We start from the raw sequence: 23,884 nt of genomic DNA, 5'->3' as shown, positions 1-23,884 counted from the left end.
CACGGACGGCGCCTGGGCTGGCGTAGCTGTCGCTAGCAGGCTTGGGAGTTAATCATAAGGCCTGCGTTCGGCCTCCTGAAGTCGCGAAGGTACGGGCGGCGCCTGGGCTGGCGCAGCTGTCGCTAGTGGACGGGGTGGTTAATCTTCTGATCGCCAAGCTGTATGGATCACCCACATGGGTTACACAGTAGTTCACCCACATAGGTAACAGTCACGAGGCCAGGGCGCCCGCCCTTAATCGCTAGAACTCGCCTGATAGCTGTCAATCACTTCCTGCGCCGCCCGAAACGCATCGATCGCCGCCGGCACCCCGGCATACACCGCGCAATGCAGCAGCGCCTCGCGGATCTCCTCAACGGTGCAACCGTTGTTAAGCGCCCCGCGTACGTGCCCCTTGAGCTCCTGCGGGCACTTGAGCGCGGTCAGGGTGGCCAGGGTGATCAGGCTGCGGGTCTTCAGCGGCAGCCCGTCACGGGCCCAGACACTCCCCCAGGCATGTTCGTTGACGAAGTCCTGCAGCGGTTGGGTGAACGCAGTCGCGTTGCCCAGGGCGCGATCGACGAAGGCATCACCCATCACCTGGCGGCGAATGCCTTCGCCGGTCTGTTTCGTGTCAGCCATGTTGTTTTCCTTAGTGTTGGCGGCGCCAGGCGCGGGCCGTGGTGTACAGCAGCACGACCCCGAGCACGGGCATCACATAGAACAGCATCAATCGTTCAAGGCGTCCGGCCAGCGGCATGCCGGTGGTGAAGGCCACCACATGCAGGCCGTAGGCCAGGTACAGGCACAGGAACACCAGGCCTTCGGCGCGGGTGACCCGGTAGCCTGAATAGAACACCGGCAGGCACAGGGCGGCGACACCGAGCATCACTGGCAGGTCGAAGTCCAGGGCGTTGGGTGAGATCGACAAGGGCTCGGGGGTGATCACCGCCGTGAGCCCCAGCACCGCCAGCAGGTTGAACAGGTTGCTGCCGATCACTGTGCCCACCGCGATCTCCCGTTCGCCGCGCAGGGCCGCGATCAGCGCGGCGGCCAGCTCCGGCAACGAGGTGCACACGGCCACCACGGTCAGGCCGATGATGCGCTCGGACAGGCCCAGGTCGGTGGCCACCTCCACCACCGCCTCGAGCAGCAGGTGCCCGGCCAGGCTCAGAAGGCCCAGGCCTACGACGATCTGCAACACCGCGCCGCTCCAGAAACGCAGCGGGCGGGCATGCAGGGTACTCGGCGCGGGGTAGGTGCGGGCGTAGTGGCGTGACTGATGCCAGAGCATGGCCAGGTAAGCCAGCAGGCCGAGCAGCAGCAGGCCACCTTCCAGGCGCCCCAATTGGCCGTTGAGCGCGAGCAGGTACACCAGGGCGCTGGCCAGGATCATCAGCGGGATGTCCAGGCGCACCAGTTGGCGCGACACGCGCAGCGGAATGATCAACGCCGCCAGGCCGAGGATCACCAGCACGTTGAAGATATTGCTGCCCACGACACTGCCCAGTGCCACGTCCGGCGCGCCCTGGTAGGCGGCCTGCAGGCTCACGGTCAGCTGTGGCGCGGTACTGCCGAAGGCCACCAGGCTCAGGCCGATGATCAGCGGGCGCACGTGCAGGCGGCCGGCCAGGCGCAGCGCGGCGCGTACCAGCAGTTCGGCGCCAATGATCAGCAGCACGAGGCCCAGGCCCAGTTGCAGCAGGCTGAAGGCGGGGAGGGTGGCCAGGTCGAAAATGGCGAGGGCTCCAGTCAGGTCAATCGCTCAGACCTTGTACCCGGACTCGCGCGGTTCCGCTACGGAGCATGCCGATTTTTTCTGCGGCGGCGCGTGACAGGTCGATCAGCCGGCCACGGGTATGCGGGCCGCGGTCGTTGATGCGCACCACGACGCTGCGCTGGTTGGACAGGTTGGTGACCAGTACCCGGCTGCCGAAAGGCAGGCTGCGGTGGGCGGCGGTGAGGCCGTGCTGGTTGAAGGGTTCGCCGCTGGCGGTGCGTTTGCCGTGGTGGCGGGAGCCGTAGTAGGAGGCGGTGCCGGTCTGGTCGTAGCCGCGTGGGTCGATGTCATGGCTGGCGCAGCCGGCCAGGAGCGAGAAGAGGGTGAGGGTGGTGAGGGAACGCTTGATCAAGTCGAATGCTCCGATTCAGGCACTGGGACCGCTGCGCGGTCTTTTCGCGGCACAAGGCCGCTCCTACAGGTACAGCACGATCCTGTGGGAGCGGCCTTGCGTCGCGATCGAGGGCAAAGCCCTCGCCGCGTTCTCAGATCACCCTTCGAGCTTGGCCTTGAGCAATTGGTTCACTTGCCCCGGGTTGGCCTTGCCTTTCGAGGCCTTCATCGCCTGGCCGACGAAGAAGCCGAACATCTTGCCGCGCTTGGCCTCGTCGGCGGCGCGGTACTGTTCGACCTGTTCGGCGTTGGCGGCGAGCATCTCGTCGAGCATCTTGTCGATAGCGCCGGTGTCGGTGACCTGCTTGAGACCTTTGCTTTCGATGATGCCGTCGGCATCGCCTTCACCGGCGGCCATGGCCTCGAATACGGTCTTGGCGATCTTGCCGCTGATGGTGTTGTCGCGGATGCGCAGCAGCATGCCGCCGAGGTGCTCGGCGCTGACCGGCGACTGGTCGATCTCGACACCCAGCTTGTTCAGCAGGCTGCCCAGCTCGACCATGACCCAGTTGGCGGCCAGCTTGGCGTCGCCGCCGATCTTCGCAACCTGCTCGAAGTAGTCGGCCTGCTCGCGGCTGGAGGCCAGCACGTTGGCGTCGTAGGCCGACAGGCCGTACTGGCTCTGGAAGCGCTCGACCTTCTGCGGCGGCAGCTCCGGCAGGGCGGCGCGCACGCTGTCGAGGAAGCTTGGCTCGATGACCACCGGCAGCAGGTCAGGGTCGGGGAAGTAACGGTAGTCGTTGGCTTCCTCCTTGCTGCGCATGGAGCGGGTCTCGTCCTTGTTCGGGTCGTACAGGCGGGTTTCCTGCACCACCTTGCCGCCATCCTCGATCAGGTCGATCTGGCGCTGGATCTCGCTGTTGATCGCCCGCTCGATGAAGCGGAACGAGTTGACGTTCTTGATCTCGCAGCGGGTGCCGAACTCGGTCTGGCCTTTCGGGCGGATCGAGACGTTGCAGTCGCAACGCAGCGAGCCTTCGGCCATGTTGCCGTCGCAGATGCCCAGGTAACGCACCAGGGCGTGGATGGCCTTGACGTAGGCCACCGCCTCTTTGGCGCTGCGCATGTCCGGTTCGGAGACGATCTCCAGCAGCGGCGTGCCGGCGCGGTTCAGGTCGATGCCGGTGGCGCCGTTGAAGTCTTCGTGCAGGCTCTTGCCGGCATCTTCTTCAAGGTGCGCGCGGGTCACGCCGATGCGCTTGATGGTGCCGTCTTCCAGGGCGATGTCCAGGTGGCCCTTGCCGACGATCGGCAGGTCCATCTGGCTGATCTGGTAGCCCTTGGGCAGGTCGGGGTAGAAGTAGTTCTTGCGCGCGAACACATTGCGCGGGCCGATCTCGGCATCGATTGCCAGGCCGAACATGCACGCCATGCGTACGGCTTCCTGGTTGAGCACCGGCAGCACGCCGGGCATGCCCAAATCGACCAGGCTGGCCTGGGTGTTCGGCTCGGAGCCGAAGGTGGTGGCGCTGCCGGAGAAGATCTTCGACTGGGTGGCGAGCTGGGTATGAATCTCCAGCCCGATCACAACTTCCCATTGCATGTGTGAACTCCTCAGAAGCCGTTGGGGGCGCGGGTGTGCCAGTCGGTGACTTGCTGGTAACGGTGCGCGATGTTGAGCAGGCGGCCTTCCTGGAAGTACGGGGCCAGCAGTTGCACGCCCACCGGCAGGCCGTCGACGAAGCCGGCCGGCATCGACAGGCCCGGCAGCCCCGCCAGGTTGGCGGTGATGGTGTACAGGTCTTCAAGGTACTCGGCGATCGGGTCGCCGGCCTTGGCGCCGATCTTCCAGGCCGGGTTCGGCGTGGTCGGGCCGATGATCACGTCGACCTCTTCGAAGGCGGCCATGAAGTCGTTCTTGATCAGGCGGCGGATCTGCTGCGCCTTGACGTAGTAGGCGTCGTAGTAGCCGGCCGACAGGGCGTAGGTGCCGACCATGATGCGGCGCTGCACTTCGGCGCCGAAGCCTTCGCCACGGGAACGCTTGTACAGGTCGGTGAGGTCCTTGGGCTCTTCACAGCGGTAGCCGAAGCGCACGCCGTCGAAACGCGACAGGTTGGAGGAAGCCTCCGCCGGAGCGATCACGTAGTACGCCGGAATGGCGTGCTGCATGTTCGGCAGGCTGATTTCCTTGACCACCGCGCCGAGCTTCTCCAGCTCCTTGACGCTGGCCTGGACCAGGTCGGCGATGCGCGGGTCGAGGCCGGCGCCGAAGTACTCCTTCGGCAGGCCGATGCGCAGGCCTTGCAGCGAGGCGTTCAGGTTGGCACTGAAGTCTGGCACCGGCTCGTCGACCGAGGTCGAGTCCTTGGCGTCGAAACCGGCCATGCCTTGCAGCAGCAGGGCGCAGTCCTCGGCGGTGCGGGCCAGCGGGCCGCCCTGGTCGAGGCTCGAGGCGTAGGCGATCATGCCCCAGCGCGACACGCGGCCGTAGGTTGGCTTGAGTCCGGTGAGGTTGGTCAGCGCCGCCGGCTGGCGGATCGAGCCGCCGGTGTCGGTGCCGGTGGTGGCCGGCAGCAGGCGCGCGGCCACGGCGGCGGCCGAGCCGCCGGACGAGCCGCCCGGCACGTGCTCGAGGTTCCATGGGTTCTTCACCGCGCCGTAGTGGCTGGACTCGTTGGCCGAGCCCATGGCGAATTCGTCCATGTTGGTCTTGCCCAGGGTGACCATGCCGGCCTCGGCCAGCTTGGCGACCACGGTGGCGTCATACGGGGCGGTGAAGTTGTCGAGCATCTTCGAGCCGCAGCTGGTACGCACGCCGTTGGTGCAGAACAGGTCTTTATGGGCGATCGGCGCGCCCAGCAGCGCGCCGGTCTCGCCGGCGGCGCGACGGGCGTCGGCGGCTCGCGCCTGCTCCATGGCCTGGGTTTCGGTGACGGTGATGAAGCTGTTGAGCTGCGGGTCGAGCTGCTTGATGCGCGACAGCAAGGCGCCGGTCAGTTCTTCCGAGGAGAACGACTTGTCGGCGAGGCCACGGGCGATCTCGGCCAGAGTGAGTTGATGCATGGCAGGCGCTATCCCTTAATCGATGACTTTCGGAACCAGGTACAGACCGTTCTCGGTCGACGGAGCGACGGCCTGGTAGCGGTCGCGCTGGTTGCTTTCGGTGACCTGGTCGGGACGCAGGCGCTGGGTGGTTTCCAGCGGGTGGGCGAGGGGTTCCACGCCAGTGGTGTCGACGGCTTGCATCTGGTCGACCAGCCCGAGAATACTGTTCAAGGCATCGGTGGTGCGTGGCAATTCGCCTTCATTCAGGCCCAGGCGGGCCAGATGGGCGATCTTTTCCACGTCGGAGCGTTGAAGCGCCATGGGGATCTCCAGGAAAACGACAGACGGAATGAGTCCGCAAATGAGGAACATGCTGGGATTCTGGCGGTCAAAGGGCCGCGATCATCGGCAGGCATGCTCGGAAAAACAGCCAATTTAACATATTGGCTCCTTGCCCAAAATCCCTGCCATTGTTAGAGTTTGCCGCACTTTTTTACCCACGCTTTCCCCAGGGTCACTTTCCCATGTTCAAGAAACTGCGTGGCATGTTTTCCAGCGATCTGTCCATCGACCTGGGTACTGCCAACACCCTTATTTACGTGCGTGAGCGCGGTATCGTCCTGAATGAGCCCTCGGTGGTTGCCATCCGTACCCACGGCAACCAGAAAAGCGTCGTCGCAGTCGGGACTGAAGCCAAGCGCATGCTGGGCCGCACCCCCGGCAACATCGCGGCCATTCGCCCGATGAAGGACGGCGTGATTGCCGACTTCAGCGTTTGTGAAAAAATGTTGCAGTACTTCATCAACAAAGTGCACGAAAACAGCTTCCTGCAGCCCAGCCCTCGCGTGCTGATCTGCGTGCCGTGCAAGTCGACCCAGGTCGAGCGCCGTGCCATCCGTGAGTCGGCCCTTGGCGCCGGTGCCCGCGAAGTGTTCCTGATCGAAGAGCCGATGGCCGCCGCCATCGGTGCCGGCCTGCCGGTCGAAGAGGCCCGCGGCTCGATGGTCGTCGACATCGGTGGCGGTACCACCGAAATCGCCCTGATCTCGCTCAACGGCGTGGTCTACGCCGAATCCGTTCGCGTCGGTGGCGACCGCTTCGACGAAGCCATCGTCACCTACGTGCGCCGCAACTACGGCAGCCTGATCGGCGAATCCACCGCCGAGCGCATCAAGCAGGAAATCGGTACCGCCTACCCGGGCGGCGAAGTGCGCGAAGTCGACGTCCGTGGCCGCAACCTGGCCGAAGGCGTGCCGCGTGCCTTCACCCTGAACTCCAACGAAGTGCTCGAAGCGCTGCAGGAATCCCTGGCGACCATCGTCCAGGCGGTCAAGAGCGCCCTGGAGCAATCGCCGCCCGAACTGGCTTCGGACATCGCCGAGCGCGGCCTGGTGCTGACCGGTGGTGGCGCGCTGCTGCGTGACCTCGACAAGCTGCTGGCCCAGGAAACCGGCCTGCCGGTGATCGTCGCCGAAGACCCGCTGACCTGCGTCGCCCGCGGCGGTGGTCGTGCCCTGGAAATGATGGACAAGCACGCCATGGACCTGCTCTCCAGCGAGTGATCGCTGCGCAGTAGCATCCTCAGGTTTACAGGTGGCACGCACAGTGCTACCTGTATGCGCTGTGCTGGCGCCCGCCCGGGCGCCGTTTCCGTCAATCCGCAGCAGGCCGGTGCATTGCCCCATGTCCCATGACCTTCTGAGTCGTCCACGAGGAACGGCCTATTAAACCGCTTTTCTCCAAGGGCCCCTCGCTGGGCGTTCGCCTGCTCGTGCTGGTGGTGATGTCGGTCGCGCTGATGGTGGTCGACTCGCGCTTCGACCTGCTCAAGCCGGTGCGCAGCCAGATGGGCCTGGTGCTGATGGAATCCTACTGGATCACCGACCTGCCACAGCGCATGTGGCAGGGCGTGGCTGGCCAGTTCGGCAGCCGCACCGAGCTGATCGCCGAGAACGAGAAGCTCAAGACCGAGGCCCTGTTGTTGCAGGGGCGCCTGCAGAAGCTGGCGGCCCTGACCGAGCAGAACGTGCGCCTGCGCGAGTTGCTCAACTCCTCGGCGCTGGTCAACGAGAAGGTCGAGGTCGCCGAGCTGATCGGTGTCGACCCCAATCCCTTCACCCACCGCATCCTGATCAACAAGGGCGAGCGCGACGGCGTGTTCCTCGGCCAGCCGGTGCTCGATGCCCGTGGCCTGATGGGCCAGGTGGTCGAGCTGATGCCGTACACCTCGCGAGTGCTGCTGCTCACCGACACCACCCACAGTATTCCGGTGCAGGTCAACCGCAACGGCCTGCGCGCCATCGCCAGCGGCACCGGCAATCCGGAGCGCCTCGAACTGCGCCATGTGGCCGACACCGCTGACATCAAGGAAGGCGACCTGCTGGTCAGCTCCGGCATGGGCCAGCGCTTCCCGGCCGGTTATCCGGTGGCCACGGTCAACGAAGTGATCCACGACTCCGGGCAGCCGTTCGCCATCGTCCGCGCCATTCCGACCGCCGCGCTCAACCGCAGCCGCTACATGCTGCTGGTGTTCAGCGACCGGCGTACTCCGGAAGAGCGCGCCACCGAGGCGGCGATCGCCCAGGAAGAGGCCGACCGTCAGGGCGCCGGCCACACTCCGCCAGCGGCCACGCCCGCGCCGGCCCATGCCGCGCAGCCCGCGTCTGGCAACGTTCCCGCAGCTGCGCCAACGACGGCCAGCCCGGCGCCGGCGCAACCGGCCGCCGCGCCCGCCCAACCCCGGAGACAATAATGGCCAGCACCCGTAGCAGAAACGGCTGGGCCATCTGGCTGACCTTCGCCATCGGCCTGTTGCTCAGCGTCTCGCCCATGCCGCAGTTCATGGAAGTGTTCCGGCCCATGTGGCTGGCCCTGCTGCTGGCCTTCTGGACCCTCGCCGTGCCCGGCAAGGTCGGCATGACCACGGCATTCCTGCTCGGCCTGGCCGAGGACGTGCTGTACGGCACCCTGCTTGGCCAGAATGCCCTGATTCTCACCCTGATCACCTTCCTGGTGCTGTCGTTGCAGCAGCGCCTGCGTATGTTCCCCATGTGGCAGCAGAGCCTGGTGATCCTGGTGATCTTCGGCATCGCCCAGCTGATCCAGCTGTGGCTCAGCGCGCTCACCGGCAATCGTCTGCCGACCCTGGCCCTGGTCTGGTCGGCGGTGATCAGCGCCCTGCTCTGGCCCTGGGTGAGTTTCGCCCTGCGCGGCCTGCGCGTTCGCCTGCACATTCACTGACGACCCGCCGCCACTGACAGGGAGATGTCCATATGACTCAGCTGTACCTGGCCTCCGGCTCGCCGCGCCGGCGTGAACTGCTGACCCAGATCGGCGTACCGTTCACCGTCGTCAGCGCGCCCATCGATGAAACCCCGCTGCCGGGCGAAGCTCCGGCGGCCTATGTCGAGCGCCTGGCCCAGGCCAAGGCCGTGGCGGGCTTCGCCCACACCGACGGCGCCGGGGTGGTGCTGGGCGCCGACACCACCGTGGTGCTCGATGGCCAGATCCTCGGCAAGCCCGAGAACCGCGAGCAGGCGCTGGCCATGCTTGGCGACCTGTCCAAGCGCGAGCACCAGGTGCTCACCGCCGTGGCGCTGACCGACGGCCAGCGCAGCATCAGCCGCTGCGTCAGCACCACCGTGCGTTTTCGCACCATTTCCTTCGAGGAAGCGCTGCGCTACTGGGACAGCGGCGAACCGGTCGACAAGGCCGGCGGCTATGCCATCCAGGGCCTGGGCGCGGTGTTCGTCAGCGCTATCGAGGGCAGCTACTCGGCGGTGGTCGGCCTGCCCCTGAGCGAGACCGCCGAGCTGCTCGAACAGTTCGCCATCCCCTGTTGGCAACAGCAAGAGGACACGACACCGCGCTAGGGCCTTTACATTTCGTATAGTGCCTAGCCAGCCATCCCGCAGCGATCCATCATTACCCGAGACCTTTGACGAGAGCCTGCCATGAGTGAAGAGATCCTGATCAACATCACCCCGATGGAGTCACGCGTGGCGGTGGTGGAGAACGGCGTCCTGCAGGAGGTGCACGTGGAGCGCACTCAGCGCCGTGGCATCGTCGGCAATATCTACAAGGGCAAGGTGGTGCGGGTCCTGCCGGGCATGCAGGCGGCGTTCGTCGACATCGGCCTGGAGCGTGCGGCGTTCATCCATGCCTCGGAGATCTCCCAGCGCGAAGGCTCCGCGGTGGAGAACATCACCGCGCTGGTGCACGAAGGCCAGGCGCTGGTGGTGCAGGTCACCAAGGACCCCATCGGCAGCAAGGGCGCGCGCCTGACCACCCAGCTGTCGATTCCGTCGCGCTACCTGGTGTACATGCCGCGCAGCAGCCATGTCGGCATTTCCCTGAAGATCGAGGAAGAAGCCGAGCGCGAGCGCCTCAAGCAGGTGGTCACCGACTGCATGGCCCAGGAAGACATGAAGGACGCCGGCGGATTCATCCTGCGCACCGCCGCCGAGGGCGCCCGCGCCGAAGATATCCTCCAGGACATCCGCTACCTGCGCCGCCTGTGGGAGCAGATCGGCTCGCAGATCAAGACCTGCGGGGCGCCCGTGGTCATCTACGAGGACCTTGGCCTGGCCTTGCGCACCCTGCGCGACCTGGTCAATCCCAAGATCGAGAAGATCCGCATCGACTCGCGGGAAACCTTCCAGAAGACCACGCAGTTCGTCGCCGAGCTGATGCCGGAGATCGCCGATCGCCTGGAGCATTACCCTGGCGAGCGGCCCATCTTCGACCTGTATGGCGTGGAGGACGAGATCCAGCGCGCCCTCGAGCGCAAGGTGCCGCTCAAGTCCGGCGGCTACCTGGTGGTCGACCCGGCCGAGGCGATGACCACCATCGACGTCAACACCGGGGCGTTCGTCGGCCATCGCAACCTCGAGGAAACCATCTTCAAGACCAACCTCGAGGCCGCCACCGCTATTGCCCGGCAACTGCGCCTGCGCAACATCGGCGGGATCATCATCATTGACTTCATCGACATGGAAGACGAGGAGCACCAGCGCCAGGTCCTGCGGACCCTGGAGAAGCAGCTCGAACGTGATCATGCCAAGACCAACATCATCGGCATCACCGAGCTGGGCCTGGTGCAGATGACCCGCAAGCGCACCCGCGAAAGCCTTGAGCAGGTGCTGTGCGAGCCCTGTGCGGCATGCCAGGGGCGAGGCAAGCTGAAAACCCCCGAGACGATCTGTTACGAAATCTTCCGTGAAATCCTGCGTGAGGCCCGCGCCTATCAGGCCGAGGGCTATCGGGTACTGGCCAACCAGAAGGTGGTGGACCGCCTGCTCGATGAAGAGTCGGGCAACGTCGCCGAACTGGAGACGTTCATCGGGCGAACTATCCGCTTCCAGGTGGAGTCCATGTACTCCCAGGAACAATACGATGTGGTGCTGCTCTGACCCGCGCTAATGGCGGTCGCCCCATGGACGGGCTGGCAAAGCGCTATTCACCGGCCATAGTTAAGGGACGACTTGGAGGGCCATGGCCATGGAACGTCTGACCCGCGTTCTGGGCGCCTTGACCCGCTGGGGGCTGGGAATCTGCGCCCTGCTGGCGGTGCTGGTGGCGCTGTATGTCAGCCTCGGTCGGCAACTGGTACCCCTGGTCGCCGAATACCGCGCCGACGCCGAGCTCAAGGCCGAACAGGCCTTGGGCATGCCCGTGCACGTCGGTGCCCTGGAAGGGCGCTGGAGTGGCCTTGCGCCGGTGTTGCGCGTGCGCGACCTGCAGCTGGGCGAAGGCAAGGCGGCCTTGCGCCTGGACGACGTCAAGCTGGTGCCCGACCTGTGGGCCAGCCTCAAGGCCCGTGAAGTGCGCCTGGCGCGCATCCAGCTCAGCGGGCTGCAACTGATCCTGCGCGAGAGCGAGCAGGGCGCCTGGACCCTGGAAGGCCTGCCGCAGAAGGATGATGCGCCGCTCGATCCGGCCGATGCGCTCAAGCGCCTGCGCCAACTGGGGCGGATCGATGTGTTCGACAGCCAGGTCACCCTGCAGCCCTGGCAACGCGATCCCCTGACCCTCACCTATGTCAGCCTGGGATTGCAGGCCGGGGCGTCGCGCCAGAGCGTTGACCTGCGCGCGACGCTGCCCGATGGCCAGCCCCTGGCCCTGAACCTGAACAGTCGCGCCACCGCCAAGGCCTGGCGCGACGGCCGCGTGCAGGCCTACCTGAGCCTGCCGCAAAGCGATTGGGCGCGCTGGCTGCCGCCGCAGCTGCTGGGCCAGTGGCAGGCCGACACCCTGCGTGCCGGTGGCGAGTTCTGGATCGACTGGAGCAAGGGGCAGTTGCAGCAGGCGATGGTTCGTCTCAATGCCCCGCAGCTCAAGGGTGCCTACACCGGGCGCAAGGCCATCACCTTGGACAACCTGGCCCTGTCGGCCTGGTTCCAGCGCCAGGACCAGGGCTTTGACGTCGTCGTCGACTCCCTGGCCATGAGCCTGGGCAAGACCCGTTGGGAGTCGCACCTGCAACTGGCGCAGCGCCCTGGTCAGAGCCCGGCCGAGGAAAGCTGGCAGGTGCAGGCGGACCGCCTCGACCTGACCCTGCTGACCCCGGTGATCGACGCCCTGGCGCCGTTGCCGGAAAAACTGATGACGGTGGTCGACGCGCTCAAGGTGACCGGTGCCCTGCGCAACGTGCGCCTGGACATCCGCCCCAAGGCCGAGGGCGACCAGCGCCTGCAGTTCGCCGCCAACCTGGAGAAAGTCGGCTTTGACGCCTATCACGGCGCGCCGGCTGCCGGCAACGTCAGCGGCGCCATCAGCGGTGACCTCGGGCACGGCGAACTGCGCCTGGATACCCAGGCCTTCATGCTGCATCTGTATCCGATCTTCGGCAAACCCTGGCATTACCCGAAGGCCAACGCACGGCTGACCTGGACCTTGGACAAGGAAGCCTTCACCCTGGTGGCCCCCTATATCAAGGTGCTGGGCGACGAGGGCAAGATCGCCGCGGACTTCCTGATTCGCATCCACCTGCAACCGGGCCACGAAGACTACATGGACCTGCGCGTCGGCCTCACCGAGGGCGACGGTCGCTACACCGCCAAGTACCTGCCCGAGGTGCTCAGCCCGGCCCTGGACGAATGGCTGCGCAGCGCCATCGTCAAGGGCAATGTCGACGAGGGCTACTTCCAGTACCAGGGCTCGCTGCATCACAACGCGCCGCCCCATGCCCGCGATATCAGCCTGTTCTTCAAGGTCCACGACGCCGCGCTGGATTTCCAGCCAGGCTGGCCGCAGGTGCAGCAGGTCGACGGCAATGTCTACATCGAGGACACCGGCGTGCGCATCCAGGCCCGCAAAGGTCTGCTGCTGGACACCCAGGTCAGCGATGTCAGCGTCGACATTCCCCATGTCGAGGGCGACCAGCACAGCCACCTGTTCCTTGATGGCGATTTCGACGGCAGTCTCGGCGATGGCCTGAAGATCCTCAAGGAAGCGCCCATCGGCACGGGCGAGATCTTCGCCGGCTGGGAAGGCGAAGGGCCGCTCAAGGGCAAGGTCAAGCTGGATATCCCCCTGGTCCGCGGGCAGCGGCCCAAGGTGCTGGTGGACTTCGCGACCCACGACGCGACCCTGAAAGTGGCGCCGCCGAGCCTGGAACTGACCCAGCTCAAAGGCGACTTCAGCTTCGATTTCGACAAGGGCCTGAGCGGCAAGGACATCAGCCTGCACGCCTTCGGCAAACCGGTGACCGCGCAGATTACCGCCGAAGGACAGGGCGGGCAGATCCAGACCCGCATCAACGCCAATGGCCAGGTCGGCCTCAAGGCCCTGACCGACTGGTTGCAGTACCAGCAGCCGCTGCCGGCTTCGGGTGAGCTGCCCTATCAGTTGCAGGTGACACTCGGCAGCCGCGACAACCGCTTGAGCGTCAGTTCTTCGCTCAAGGGATTGGCCATCGACTTGCCAGCGCCTTTCGGAAAAACCGCCGGGGAAACCCGCGACAGCCGTTTCGGTCTGACCCTGCAAGGCCCCGAGCGGCGCATCGATGCCAGCTACGCCGACCTTGCCCGCTTCGCCTACGCCGCGCCCGCCGACAAGCTGGCCCAGGGACGTGGCGAGCTGCTGCTGGGCACGGGCGAAGCCAGCCTCCCCAGCGGCCAGGGCCTGCGTGTGCGTGGCCGGCTTGAGACCCTGGACCTGGCCCCCTGGCAGCAACAGATGGAGCGCCTGGCCGGCAAGGATCCAGGCGGCAGCGCCCGGCAGAACCTGCAGAGCGTGGACCTGAGCATCGGCCAGCTCAAGGCCTTCGGCATGGACCTCAACCAGGCGGTGATCCGCCTGATGCGCGGCGGCCCGGCCTGGGACCTGCGCCTGGACAGCCAGGAAGTCATCGGCAATGCCCGTATTCCCGATGCCAAGGCCACGCCCATGACCGTCCGCCTGCAGAGCCTGCGCCTGCCGCCGGCGGACCCGAATGAAGCCCAGGACGAGAACGCGCCGGACCCATTGGCCGGGGTCGACCCGCGCAAGGTGCCGCCACTGGACCTGACCATCGACAAACTGTATCGCGGCGACGACCTGTTCGGCAGCGTCAACCTGAAGCTGCGCCAGACGCCCAAAGGCATGGCCATGAGCGATGTCGACCTGGACCTCAAGGGCCTGCACATCGATGGCAGCGGTGGCTGGGAAGGCGAGCCGGGCAGCAGTTCGAGCTGGTACAAGGGCCGGCTGGATGGCAAGAACCTGGGTGATGTGCTCAAGGCCTGGGGCTTTGCGCCTACGGTCACCAGCCGCGACTTCCGCATGGACGTGGACGGCCGCTGGCCGGGCTCGCCGGCCTGGGTCAGCCTCAACCGTTATTCTGGCAGCCTCGACGCGGCCTTGCGCAGCGGCCAGTTCGTCGAGGTCGAGGGCAGCGCCCAGGCCTTGCGGGTGTTCGGGCTGCTCAACTTCAACTCCATCGGCCGGCGCCTGCGCCTGGACTTCTCCGACCTGTTCAGCAAGGGCCTGGCCTACGACCGGGTCAAGGGGCTGCTGGTGGCCAGCGAAGGGGTCTACGTGACCCGTGAGCCGATCACCGTCACCGGGCCGTCGAGCAACTTCGAGCTCGACGGCACCATGGACTTCGTCCGTGACCGGGTCGATGCCAAGCTGCTGGTGACACTGCCGGTGACCAACAACCTGCCGCTGGCCGCGCTGATCGTCGGCGCGCCGGCGATCGGCGGCGCGTTGTTCCTGGTCGATCGCCTGATCGGTGACCGGGTGGCGCGCTTCGCCAGTGTGCACTATCGCGTCGAAGGTCCGGTCAAAGAGCCTAAAATCACCTTTGTGAAACCTTTCGACAAATAACCCGGGGTGGTCATGACGTCAGCTGTGATCCAGATGGTCAGCCAGGACGATGTGCTGGCCAACCTGCAACGTGCCACGGCACTGCTCGAACAGGCCGCCGCCGGTGGCGCGCGCCTGGCGGTGCTGCCGGAGAACTTTGCCGCCATGGGCCGACGCGACGCCGCGGCCATCGGTCGGGCCGAGGCACTGGGCGAGGGACCGATCCTGCCTTGGTTGAAACGCACCGCCCGCGACCTCAGGTTATGGATAGTCGCCGGTACCTTGCCGCTGCCGCCGGTCGGCCAGCCGCAAGCCAAGGCCCACGCCTGTTCGCTGCTGGTCGATGAGCACGGCGAGATCGCCGCCCGCTACGACAAGCTGCACCTGTTCGATGTGGATGTGGCCGACAACCGTGGCCGCTACCGCGAGTCGGACGACTACGCCCACGGCAGCCAGGTGGTGGTGGCCGACACGCCCGTGGGCCGGCTGGGCCTGTCGGTGTGCTACGACTTGCGCTTCCCCGAGCTGTACAGCGCCTTGCGCGCCGCCGGGGCCGAGCTGATCAGCGCACCGGCGGCGTTTACCGCGGTGACCGGCGCGGCGCATTGGGAAGTACTGATTCGCGCACGGGCCATCGAGACCCAGTGCTATGTATTGGCGGCCGCCCAGGGCGGCCTGCATCCGGGGCCGCGGGAAACCCACGGCCAGGCGGCGATCGTCGACCCCTGGGGGCGGATCGTCGCGCAACAGGCGCGGGGCGAAGCGGTATTGCTCGCCACGCGCGACAGTGAAGAACAGGCGTCCATCCGGGCGCGCATGCCGGTGGTCACGCACCGGCGCTTTTTCTCGCAGGACGCCTTGCGGCCTGCGCACACCTCGGAGTGACTATGAGCGAGATTTTATCCACCGTCAGCGAGCAGCTCCTGGCCCCGGGCGGCCTGACCCTCGACAGCCTGCAGACGGTGCTGGGCGAGCTGGCCGGCCCCGGCATCGATGCCGCCGACCTGTATTTCCAGGGGCAGATCTCGGAAACCTGGGCGCTGGAGGACGGCATCGTCAAAGAGGGCAGCTTCAACCTCGACCAGGGCGTGGGCGTGCGCGCCCAGTCCGGCGAGAAGACCGGCTTCGCCTACAGCAATGCGATCAACCTCGAAGCCCTGACCTCGGCGGCCCGCGCCGCCCGCTCGATCTCCCGCGCCGGGCAGAACGGCAAGGTGCAGGCGTTCCGCAGCCAGGATGTGACTGCCCTTTACGCGTCTGATAATCCCCTGGATGTGCTGAGCCGCGCCGAGAAGGTCGACCTGCTCAAGCGCGTCGATGCCGCCACCCGCGCCCTCGACCCGCGCATCCAGCAGGTCAGCGTGAGCATGGCCGGGGTCTGGGAGCGGATCCTGGTCGCCGCCGCCGATGGCAGCCTGGCCGCCGATGTACGTCCGCTGGTGCGTTTCAACGTCAGCGTGATCGTCGAACAGAACGGCCGCCGCGAGCGCGGCGGACAGGGTGGTGGCGGGCGTACCGACTACCGCTACTTCACCGAGGAGCGGGTGATGGGCTATGCCCGCGAGGCGCTGCGCCAGGCGCTGGTCAACCTCGAGGCCATTCCGGCGCCGGCCGGCACGCTGCCGGTGGTGCTTGGCCCGGGCTGGTCCGGCGTGCTGCTGCACGAGGCGGTCGGTCACGGCCTGGAAGGCGACTTCAACCGCAAGGGCAGTTCGGCGTTCAGTGGCCGTATCGGCGAGCAAGTGGCCTCTAAACTGTGCACCATCGTCGACGACGGTACCCTGGAGGGCCGTCGCGGCTCGCTCAGCATCGATGATGAAGGCACGCCGACCGAATGCACCACGCTGATCGAGAACGGCATTCTCAAGGGCTACATGCAGGACAAGCTCAACGCCCGCCTGATGGGCATGGCGGTGACCGGCAACGGCCGGCGTGAATCCTACGCCCACCTGCCGATGCCGCGCATGACCAACACCTACATGCGTGCCGGCGACAGCGACCCCGAGGAAATCATCCGCTCGGTGAAGAAGGGCATCTACTGTGCCAACCTCGGCGGTGGCCAGGTGGACATCACCAGCGGCAAGTTCGTGTTCTCCACCAGTGAGGCCTACCTGATCGAGGACGGCAAGATCACCGCGCCGGTGAAGGGCGCGACCTTGATCGGCAATGGTCCGGAGGCGATGCGGGGTGTGTCGATGGTCGGTAATGACCTGGCGCTGGACAGCGGCGTGGGCACGTGCGGCAAGGATGGGCAGTCGGTGCCGGTAGGGGTTGGCCAGCCGACCCTGAAGCTGGATGCGATCACTGTCGGTGGTACAGGGGCGTGATGCCGGCAGGGACCGCTTTGCGGTCCTTTCGCGGCGCAAGGCCGCTCCTACAGGTGTGCGCGTTCCCTGTAGGAGCGGCCTTGTGCCGCGATGGGCTGCGTGGCAGCCCCAGGATGCCGGGTTTAACGCAGGCCGCGCTGGACCTCGTCGAGGTCGCGGATGTACTTGAACACTTTACGCGCAGCCGCAGGCGGCTTGTTCCGCGCCTTCTCGTGCTGGGCATGACGGATCAGCGAGCGCAGGTGCTGGCGATCGGTGTCGGGGAACTCGTTGACGAAGCGCTCGAGGTCCTCGTCGTTGCCGTCGATCAGGCGGTCGCGCCAGCGCTCGAGGCCGTGGAAGCGCTCGTTGTACTGGCGAGTCGAGCTGTCGACCTGCTCGAGCACGGCATGGATGGCGTCCAGGTCCTGCGCGCGCATCAGCTTGCCGACGAACGACATGTGGCGTTTGCGGGCGCCGTGGGCGGTGTGCTTGCTGGCCTCTTCCAGCGCCTTGCGCAGCTCGTCGGTCAACGGCAGGCGGGCCAGGGTGTCGGCCTTGAGGGTGGTGAGGCGCTCACCGAGCTCGACCAGCGCATGCAGCTCGCGCTTGATCTGGGTTTTGCTTTTTTCGCCGTCGAAGGCGTCGTCGTAAGAATCAACCATGGGGGCAGTCCGCAGGAAATCGCCGCCATGATAACCAGTCGGGGGCCGCTTGTCCGGCCCGGTCGTAGAATGACCCAAGCCGAACGCAGAATTTTCAGTGGAGAGAACCATGAGTGCAGTCCAGAGCGTAGGCCCCAAGGACCTGCCGGCGTTGCAGGAACAGGTCGAGGCGATCGTTGCCGAGGCGCGCCGTCAGGGCGCCAGCGCCTGCGAAGTGGCGGTGTCGCTGGAGCAGGGCCTGTCCACCACGGTGCGCCAGCGCGAAGTCGAGACGGTCGAGTTCAACCGCGATCAGGGCTTCGGCATCACCCTCTACGTCGGCCAGCGCAAGGGTTCGGCCAGCACCTCGGCCAGTGGCCCTGAGGCTATCCGCGAGACCGTCGCGGCGGCCCTGGCAATCGCCAAGCACACCTCCGAGGACGAATGTTCGGGTTTGGCCGATGCCGCCTTGATGGCCCGCGAGATCCCTGACCTGGACCTGTACCACGACTGGGACATCGAGCCGGAGAAGGCCATCGAGATGGCGCTGGCCTGCGAGGCGGCGGCGTTCGATGCCGACAAGCGCATCCTCAACGCCGACGGCACCACCCTCAATACCCACCAGGGCGTGCGAGTCTACGGCAACAGCCACGGCTTCATCGGCGGCTACGCGTCCACCCGACACAGCCTGAGCTGCGTGATGATCGCCGAGGCCGAAGGGCAGATGCAGCGCGACTACTGGTACGACGTCAATCGCCAGGGCAACCTGCTGGCCGATCCGCGCAGCATCGGCCAGCGCGCCGCGCAACGCGCCGCCAGCCGCCTGGGTGCGCGTCCGGTGCCGACCTGCGAGGTGCCGGTACTGTTTTCGGCGGAGCTTGCCGGCGGCCTGTTTGGCAGCTTCCTGTCGGCGATTTCCGGCGGCAACCTGTACCGCAAGTCGTCGTTCCTCGAAGGCACCATCGGCCAGCGCCTGTTCCCCACTTGGCTGACCCTCGACGAGCGGCCGCACATCCCGCGTGCGCTGGGCAGCGCGGCGTTCGACGGCGATGGCCTGGCCACCTACGCCAAGCCGTTCGTCGACAAGGGCGAGCTGGTGTCCTACATCCTCGGCACCTATTCCGGGCGCAAGCTGAGCCTGCCGAGCACCGCCAACGCCGGGGGCGTGCACAACCTGTTCGTCACCCATGGCGTTGAGGACCAGGCGGCATTGATTCGCCGCATGGGCCGCGGCCTGCTGGTGACCGAGCTGATGGGGCATGGCCTGAACATGGTGACCGGTGACTATTCCCGTGGCGCGGCGGGCTTCTGGGTCGAAAATGGCGAGATCCAGTTCCCGGTCCAGGAAGTGACCATCGCCGGCAACATGAAGGACATGTTCCAGCAGATCGTGGCGATCGGCAGCGATATCGAGACCCGCAGCAATATCCACAGTGGCTCGGTGCTGATCGAGCGGATGACGGTGGCGGGCAGTTGATCGAGGCCCCTCGCTCATGTCTCGCAAAGGACCCGGCCATCGCGCCGGGTTTCTTTTGCCCATCGTCTATCTTGAACTGATTCTATTTATCACATAATAATGAATATCATTATCCAGTAACCCGGCGATGATGTTCATGAAACCCGTCCTCCACGAACTGCCCTACCTGGAAAACTGGCGCTGGCTCAGCCGGCGCATCCGCTGCGCGCTCGAACCCGACGAGCCGCGCCTGATCGAGCATTACCTGGCCGAAGGCCGCTACCTGGTGTGCTGCACCGAAACCTCGCCCTGGACCGTGGCGCTGACCGCCTTCCGCCTGCTGCTGGATACCGCCAACGATCGCATGCTGCCGTGGCATTGGCGCTGCCTGTGCCTGGACCAGGCCTGGCGGCCCTTGCTCGACCTGCGCAACCTCGATCGCCGCGAGCAGAACCAGCGCTGGCAGCCCTACGCGATGCAGCTCGCCAACAGCGTGCTGCTGCCGTCGATTTCTCCCGAAGAACTGATGCAAGGACTTGATGATGAGTGATACCCGTATCGAGCGTGACAGCATGGGCGAACTGCAGGTGCCGGCCCAGGCCCTGTACGGTGCCCAGACCCAGCGCGCGGTCGACAACTTCCCGGTCAGCGGCAAGCCGATGCCGGCCCAGTTCATCCGTGCCCTGCTGCTGGCCAAGGCGGCGGCGGCCAAGGCCAACGTCGAGCTGTCTCAGCTGAGCGCGGGGCAGGGCGAGGCCATCGTCAAGGCGGTGGAGCAACTGCTGGCCGGGGATTTCATCCAGCACTTCCCGGTGGATGTGTTCCAGACCGGTTCCGGCACCAGCTCGAACATGAACGCCAACGAGGTCATTGCTACCCTGGCCAGCCGCGTGCTGGGCGAACCGGTCAATGCCAACGACCACGTCAACTGTGGCCAGAGCAGCAACGACATCATCCCGACTACCATCCACGTCAGCGCCGCCCTGGCCCTGCACGAGCAGTTGCTGCCGGCCCTGCGCCACCTCACCCAGGTGATCGAGGCCAAGGCGCTCGAAGTGCACAAGCACGTGAAGACCGGTCGCACCCACCTGATGGATGCCATGCCGGTGCGCATGAGCCAGGTGCTCGGTGGCTGGGCCGCACAGGTCAAGGGCGCCCAGGCGCATATCGAAGCCACCCTGCCGAGCCTGCAGGCCTTGGCTCAGGGCGGTACTGCCGTGGGCACCGGCATCAACGCCCACCCGCAGTTCGCCGCAGGCTTTGCCCGCCAGTTGAGTGGCCTGACCCAGGTCAAGTTCACGCCCGGCGAGAACCTGTTCGCCTTGATCGGCTCCCAGGACACCGCCGTGGCCCTGTCCGGCCAGCTCAAGACCACCGCCGTGGCGCTGATGAAGATCGCCAACGACCTGCGCTGGATGAACTCGGGCCCGCTCGCCGGCCTCGGTGAAATCGAGCTGCAGGGCCTGCAGCCGGGTTCATCGATCATGCCGGGCAAGGTCAACCCGGTGATCCCGGAAGCCACCGCCATGGTCGCCGCCCAGGTGATCGGCAACGACGCCACCATCGCCGTGGCCGGGCAGTCGGGCAACTTCGAGCTCAACGTGATGCTGCCGGTGATCGCCCGCAACCTGCTGGAGAGCATCGAGCTGATGGGCAACATCAGCCGCCTGCTGGCCGACAAGGCCATCGCCAGCTTCAAGGTCAACGAAACCAAGCTCAAGGAGGCGCTGTCGCGCAACCCGATCCTGGTCACCGCGTTGAACCCGATCATCGGCTACCTCAAGGCCGCCGAGATCGCCAAGACCGCCTACAAGCAGGGTCGCCCGATCATCGACGTGGCGCTGGAGCACACCGACCTGTCGCGTGACCAGCTCGAGGCGCTGCTGGATCCGGAAAAACTCACCGCCGGCGGCATCTGAGCCCGGGCCGCCCAGGAGACACGTCATGCAGCACTGGAAACGCACCACGCAAGACGCCAACCGCCTGTTCGAGCAGGGCGAGCTGGTCGATGCCCGGGAACACTACCTGCAAGCCCTGGCCCTGGCCCAGGTGCTGTTCGAGCGCTGGCATGACGTCGACGAGGCGGTGGCCGCACTGGTCATCGCCCATCACAACCTGGCCGACCTGCACCTGCGCCTGAACCAGCCGCAGGAAAGCGCCGACTACCTGTGCGCGGCGCACCAGCGGCTGCTCCAGGCCAGCCAGGATCCGCGCCTGCCCCAGGCCCTGCGCGACGCTGCGTTGCGCCACAGCGGGCGCACCTACACCGAGTTGCTGAGCTTCATCGCCGAATACGGCCAGTACCCGCGTACCGAGCGCCTGCTCAACCGGCAGGCCCCGGTGGCCAGCGAGCTGGTCGCACATACGGATATCACTGATCGCACACCTGCCTACGGAATCCACTGACATGCCGCATACCTTGCCTGCGTTGCCCTATGCCTACGATGCGCTGGAACCGCACATCGACACCCAGACCATGGAGATCCACCACAGCAAGCATCACCAGACCTACATCAACAACCTCAACGCCGCCATCGAGGGCACCGAGTGGGCCGAATGGCCGGTGGAACGGCTGGTGGGCGCGGTCAAGCAACTGCCCGAGAAGCTCCAGGGCGCGGTGATCAACCAGGGCGGCGGGCATGCCAACCACACCCTGTTCTGGACCGTCATGTCGCCCAAGGGCGGCGGCCAGCCGGCAGGGCAGGTGGCCAAGGCCATCGATGCGCAGCTCGGCGGCTTCGAGGCGTTCAAGGAGGCCTTCACCAAGGCCGCGCTGACCCGTTTCGGTAGCGGCTGGGCCTGGTTGAGCGTGACCCCGCAGAACACTCTGGTAGTTGAGAGCAGCGGCAACCAGGACAGCCCGCTGATGCACGGCAACACGCCGATCCTCGGTCTGGACGTGTGGGAGCACGCCTACTACCTGAAGTACCAGAACCGTCGTCCGGAATACATTGGCGCCTTCTACAACGTGGTCGACTGGGCCGAAGTGGAACGTCGCTACCTTGAAGCCCTGAAGTGAGCCTGACCGGTATGCGTGCCGAGGTGATGTCTGTCAGCAGTGTGCGCCTGTTCCGCCTGGCGCTTGGGACCATGCTGTTGCTGGTTGGCACCGCGTTGCTGGTGGCACGCGGCATCGCCTGGCTAGACCTGGAGCCGCGCATGTTGCGTGCCCTCGAGGGCGGCGCATTGTGCGCACTGGGGACGGCGTTGGGCGCGGTACCGGTATTGGTGATTCGCAACATGCCGGTGGCCGTGGCCGACACCTTGCTTGGCTTCGGTGCCGGCGTGATGCTGGCGGCCACCGCGTTTTCGCTGATCATGCCGGGGCTGGATGCGGCCCAATCCATCGGTTTCAGCCCATGGGGCGCCGGTGGCCTGATCAGCAGCGGCTTGCTGTTCGGTGCGCTGTGCCTGTTCCTGGTCGACCTAAAGGTCTCCGGCGCCTCGCCAGAGGCCCTGGTCGGCAGCGATCAGCAGCCGGTGATCGCGGCGCGGATCTGGTTGTTCGTCATTGCCATCATCGCCCACAACATCCCCGAAGGCATGGCCATCGGTGTGTCCGCCGGCGGTGGCATGCCCGATGCCGACAGCCTGGCCATGGGCATCGCGCTGCAGGATGTACCGGAGGGCCTGGTGATCGCCCTGGTGCTGGCCGGGGCCGGCATGCCGCGGTTCAAGGCGTTCCTGATCGGTGCGGCGTCCGGGCTGGTCGAGCCGCTGGCCGCGGTGATCTGCGCCTGGCTGGTGAACATCGCCGAACTGCTGCTGCCGCTGGGCCTGGCCTGCGCGGCGGGGGCGATGCTGCTGGTGGTGACCCAGGAGATTATTCCCGAATCGCGCAGCAACGGGCATCACCGCCTGGCGAGCCTGGGGCTGTGTGTTGGGTTCTGCCTGATGATGGTGATGGACACGGCGCTGTCGTGAAAAGAGCAGGAGGGTGGGTCGACCTTCTCGTTGCGCTTGCTTTGAGCGTTGCTCAGGCGAAGATGACTTCCACCCGCCCTTGAGGCCGTGAGCGCGGTGCGGCCTTGACCACGATCTGCACGTCTCGACCAAGGCGAGCCAGGCAGTCGATCATCTTGCTTTCGCTGATGCCACGGAATTTTCCGCGAATCATTTCCGATACTTTTGGCTGAGGCAGGCCAAGGATTTGCGCGGCTTGCATCTGGGTCAGATGACGGGCCTTGATGATGCTGCAGATCTTGCTCGCCAGGCGTGCCTTGACCAGCATCTCGTCTGCATCCGGGCAGTTGAGGTCTGCGTAGACATTGCCGCTGCCCTGTTCGATTTCGCTCATGTCTGGATTCCTTCTGAGTGGGCCTGTGCAAGCTTCAATCGCTTGCGCACCAGGGCGATGTCTGTTTCGGGCGTCCTGATGCCCGCCTTGGACTTCTTCTGGAAGCAATGCAAGACATACACCGCAGCGCCAAGACGTACGGTATAGACCGCGCGATAGGTATTACCGTCATGGTCCTCCACGACCTCGAGCACGCCAGCGCCTGAAAACCCTCTGAGGACTTTCGCCTGGAGGTGCCTGCTTCCCGTCTGAGCCAGATGCAGAGCAAAGCCGACGGTTTGCTGGACGTCTTCGGGGAGGCACAGCAGATCCTTTTTGCTGCTTGCGACCCAGTAAAGCGGCTTGGGTTGCCTGTCCGATTCCATGAAATCACCTGCTGAATTTATACCTATATAGGTATAAATTCAATCTGGCGAAGCTGCATCCGGACAATTGGAAGAGGATGTTGCGGGAGGAGAAAGCGTTACTCGCCTTCGTCGAAGAAGTTGTTGATCAGCTCGACCAGCGCATCCATGGCTTCAGCGTCCTGCTCGCCCTCGGTGTGCAGGTGCACTGGCGTGCCCTTGCCGGCGGCGAGCATCATCACCGCCATGATGCTCTTGCCGTCCACCAGCTTGTCCGGCGCGCGGCCGACCCGCACCTGGCAGGGGAAGCGACCGGCCACGCCGACGAACTTGGCGGCCGCCCGCGCATGCAGGCCCAGCTTGTTGATGATGGTGATTTCGCGGGCGGGCATCGTGGGGCGGATCCTGT

General features: G+C 65.8%; 24 protein-coding genes. 14 read left to right on the top strand and 10 right to left on the bottom strand.

Features of this window, described 5'->3' with window-relative positions; genetic code table 11:
* Window positions 1-234 precede the first annotated feature (234 nt).
* The 6 genes from V0R62_RS24085 to gatC all read right to left on the bottom strand — a co-directional run bounded on the left by V0R62_RS24085 (window position 235) and on the right by gatC (window position 5,461).
* The gene (locus V0R62_RS24085) at window positions 235-621 is read right to left on the bottom strand and encodes a carboxymuconolactone decarboxylase family protein (protein ID WP_330105495.1); all 387 of its coding nucleotides are present in this window, start codon (window positions 619-621) and stop codon (window positions 235-237) included.
* A gap of 10 nt (window positions 622-631) precedes the next feature.
* Window positions 632-1,675, bottom strand: coding sequence for a calcium/sodium antiporter (locus V0R62_RS24080; protein WP_330105498.1), 1,044 nt, complete (start codon window positions 1,673-1,675; stop codon window positions 632-634).
* Between the two features lie 61 nt (window positions 1,676-1,736).
* Window positions 1,737-2,111 carry a septal ring lytic transglycosylase RlpA family protein gene (locus V0R62_RS24075; RefSeq protein WP_330105494.1) on the bottom strand — a complete coding sequence of 125 codons (375 nt, stop codon included), beginning with the start codon at window positions 2,109-2,111 and terminating at the stop codon, window positions 1,737-1,739.
* Window positions 2,112-2,249: 138 nt separating this feature from the next.
* Window positions 2,250-3,695 carry an Asp-tRNA(Asn)/Glu-tRNA(Gln) amidotransferase subunit GatB gene (gene gatB, locus V0R62_RS24070; RefSeq protein ID WP_062572899.1) on the bottom strand — a complete coding sequence of 482 codons (1,446 nt, stop codon included), beginning with the start codon at window positions 3,693-3,695 and terminating at the stop codon, window positions 2,250-2,252.
* 11 nt (window positions 3,696-3,706) lie between these two features.
* Window positions 3,707-5,158, bottom strand: a complete 1,452-nt coding sequence (gene gatA / locus V0R62_RS24065) for an Asp-tRNA(Asn)/Glu-tRNA(Gln) amidotransferase subunit GatA (protein WP_330105493.1) — start codon at window positions 5,156-5,158, stop codon at window positions 3,707-3,709.
* Window positions 5,159-5,173: 15 nt separating this feature from the next.
* Window positions 5,174-5,461 (bottom strand): Asp-tRNA(Asn)/Glu-tRNA(Gln) amidotransferase subunit GatC, encoded by a 288-nt coding sequence (gene gatC / locus V0R62_RS24060; protein ID WP_028689639.1) that lies wholly within the window; start codon window positions 5,459-5,461, stop codon window positions 5,174-5,176.
* A 203-nt stretch (window positions 5,462-5,664) separates the two neighbouring features.
* Here gatC and mreB point away from each other — a divergent pair, with 203 nt between their 5' ends.
* The 8 genes from mreB to tldD all read left to right on the top strand — a co-directional run bounded on the left by mreB (window position 5,665) and on the right by tldD (window position 16,755).
* A complete protein-coding gene (gene mreB, locus V0R62_RS24055; protein WP_003255163.1) occupies window positions 5,665-6,702 on the top strand; it encodes a rod shape-determining protein MreB in 1,038 nt (345 codons plus the stop codon).
* Between the two features lie 221 nt (window positions 6,703-6,923).
* Window positions 6,924-7,892, top strand: a complete 969-nt coding sequence (mreC, locus tag V0R62_RS24050) for a rod shape-determining protein MreC (protein WP_408005736.1) — start codon at window positions 6,924-6,926, stop codon at window positions 7,890-7,892.
* Window positions 7,892-8,380: a rod shape-determining protein MreD gene (gene mreD, locus V0R62_RS24045; RefSeq protein WP_028689641.1), complete on the top strand. Its 489-nt coding sequence runs from the start codon at window positions 7,892-7,894 to the stop codon at window positions 8,378-8,380. The genes mreC and mreD overlap by 1 nt, the downstream gene beginning before the upstream one ends.
* A 32-nt stretch (window positions 8,381-8,412) precedes the next feature.
* Window positions 8,413-9,012, top strand: coding sequence for a Maf family protein (locus V0R62_RS24040; RefSeq protein ID WP_028689642.1), 600 nt, complete (start codon window positions 8,413-8,415; stop codon window positions 9,010-9,012).
* 81 nt (window positions 9,013-9,093) lie between these two features.
* On the top strand, window positions 9,094-10,551 hold the full coding sequence (gene rng, locus V0R62_RS24035; protein ID WP_050704083.1) for a ribonuclease G: 1,458 nt from the start codon (window positions 9,094-9,096) through the stop codon (window positions 10,549-10,551).
* Between the two features lie 82 nt (window positions 10,552-10,633).
* Window positions 10,634-14,449 carry a YhdP family protein gene (locus V0R62_RS24030; RefSeq protein WP_330105492.1) on the top strand — a complete coding sequence of 1,272 codons (3,816 nt, stop codon included), beginning with the start codon at window positions 10,634-10,636 and terminating at the stop codon, window positions 14,447-14,449.
* 12 nt (window positions 14,450-14,461) lie between these two features.
* On the top strand, window positions 14,462-15,313 hold the full coding sequence (locus V0R62_RS24025; RefSeq protein ID WP_028689645.1) for a carbon-nitrogen hydrolase family protein: 852 nt from the start codon (window positions 14,462-14,464) through the stop codon (window positions 15,311-15,313).
* 2 nt (window positions 15,314-15,315) lie between these two features.
* A complete protein-coding gene (tldD, locus tag V0R62_RS24020; protein WP_330105491.1) occupies window positions 15,316-16,755 on the top strand; it encodes a metalloprotease TldD in 1,440 nt (479 codons plus the stop codon).
* Between the two features lie 122 nt (window positions 16,756-16,877).
* Here tldD and yjgA read toward each other — a convergent pair whose 3' ends face one another.
* Entirely contained in the window at window positions 16,878-17,399 is a 522-nt protein-coding gene (gene yjgA / locus V0R62_RS24015) for a ribosome biogenesis factor YjgA (protein WP_330105490.1), read from the bottom strand.
* A gap of 109 nt (window positions 17,400-17,508) precedes the next feature.
* Between yjgA and pmbA the strand changes: the two genes are divergently transcribed.
* The 6 genes from pmbA (at window position 17,509) to V0R62_RS23985 (ending at window position 22,758) form a co-directional block, all read left to right on the top strand.
* Window positions 17,509-18,855 (top strand): metalloprotease PmbA, encoded by a 1,347-nt coding sequence (gene pmbA, locus V0R62_RS24010; protein ID WP_186735139.1) that lies wholly within the window; start codon window positions 17,509-17,511, stop codon window positions 18,853-18,855.
* A gap of 127 nt (window positions 18,856-18,982) precedes the next feature.
* On the top strand, window positions 18,983-19,384 hold the full coding sequence (locus V0R62_RS24005) for a FagA protein (RefSeq protein WP_330105489.1): 402 nt from the start codon (window positions 18,983-18,985) through the stop codon (window positions 19,382-19,384).
* Window positions 19,377-20,753, top strand: coding sequence for a class II fumarate hydratase (locus tag V0R62_RS24000; protein WP_330105488.1), 1,377 nt, complete (start codon window positions 19,377-19,379; stop codon window positions 20,751-20,753). The genes V0R62_RS24005 and V0R62_RS24000 overlap by 8 nt, the downstream gene beginning before the upstream one ends.
* Window positions 20,754-20,778: 25 nt before the next feature.
* The gene (locus V0R62_RS23995) at window positions 20,779-21,240 is read left to right on the top strand and encodes a DUF2753 family protein (RefSeq protein ID WP_330105487.1); all 462 of its coding nucleotides are present in this window, start codon (window positions 20,779-20,781) and stop codon (window positions 21,238-21,240) included.
* Window position 21,241: 1 nt separating this feature from the next.
* Window positions 21,242-21,853 (top strand): superoxide dismutase, encoded by a 612-nt coding sequence (locus tag V0R62_RS23990; RefSeq protein WP_062572908.1) that lies wholly within the window; start codon window positions 21,242-21,244, stop codon window positions 21,851-21,853.
* A gap of 11 nt (window positions 21,854-21,864) precedes the next feature.
* Window positions 21,865-22,758, top strand: coding sequence for a ZIP family metal transporter (locus V0R62_RS23985; RefSeq protein ID WP_330105496.1), 894 nt, complete (start codon window positions 21,865-21,867; stop codon window positions 22,756-22,758).
* Between the two features lie 52 nt (window positions 22,759-22,810).
* Here V0R62_RS23985 and V0R62_RS23980 read toward each other — a convergent pair whose 3' ends face one another.
* From V0R62_RS23980 to V0R62_RS23970, 3 genes are all read right to left on the bottom strand, one after another.
* Window positions 22,811-23,131 (bottom strand): helix-turn-helix domain-containing protein, encoded by a 321-nt coding sequence (locus V0R62_RS23980; protein WP_186713851.1) that lies wholly within the window; start codon window positions 23,129-23,131, stop codon window positions 22,811-22,813.
* Window positions 23,128-23,496 (bottom strand): type II toxin-antitoxin system RelE/ParE family toxin, encoded by a 369-nt coding sequence (locus V0R62_RS23975; RefSeq protein ID WP_186713852.1) that lies wholly within the window; start codon window positions 23,494-23,496, stop codon window positions 23,128-23,130. The genes V0R62_RS23980 and V0R62_RS23975 overlap by 4 nt, the downstream gene beginning before the upstream one ends.
* 98 nt (window positions 23,497-23,594) lie before the next feature.
* On the bottom strand, window positions 23,595-23,867 hold the full coding sequence (locus tag V0R62_RS23970; protein ID WP_050704095.1) for an HPr family phosphocarrier protein: 273 nt from the start codon (window positions 23,865-23,867) through the stop codon (window positions 23,595-23,597).
* Window positions 23,868-23,884 lie beyond the last annotated feature (17 nt).

It is taken from the genome of Pseudomonas carassii (assembly GCF_036324045.1).
Taxonomy (GTDB): domain Bacteria; phylum Pseudomonadota; class Gammaproteobacteria; order Pseudomonadales; family Pseudomonadaceae; genus Aquipseudomonas; species Aquipseudomonas peradeniyensis.
The sequence above is the reverse complement of the archived record's forward strand: the minus strand, read 5'-3'. Positions and strand labels throughout refer to the sequence as shown.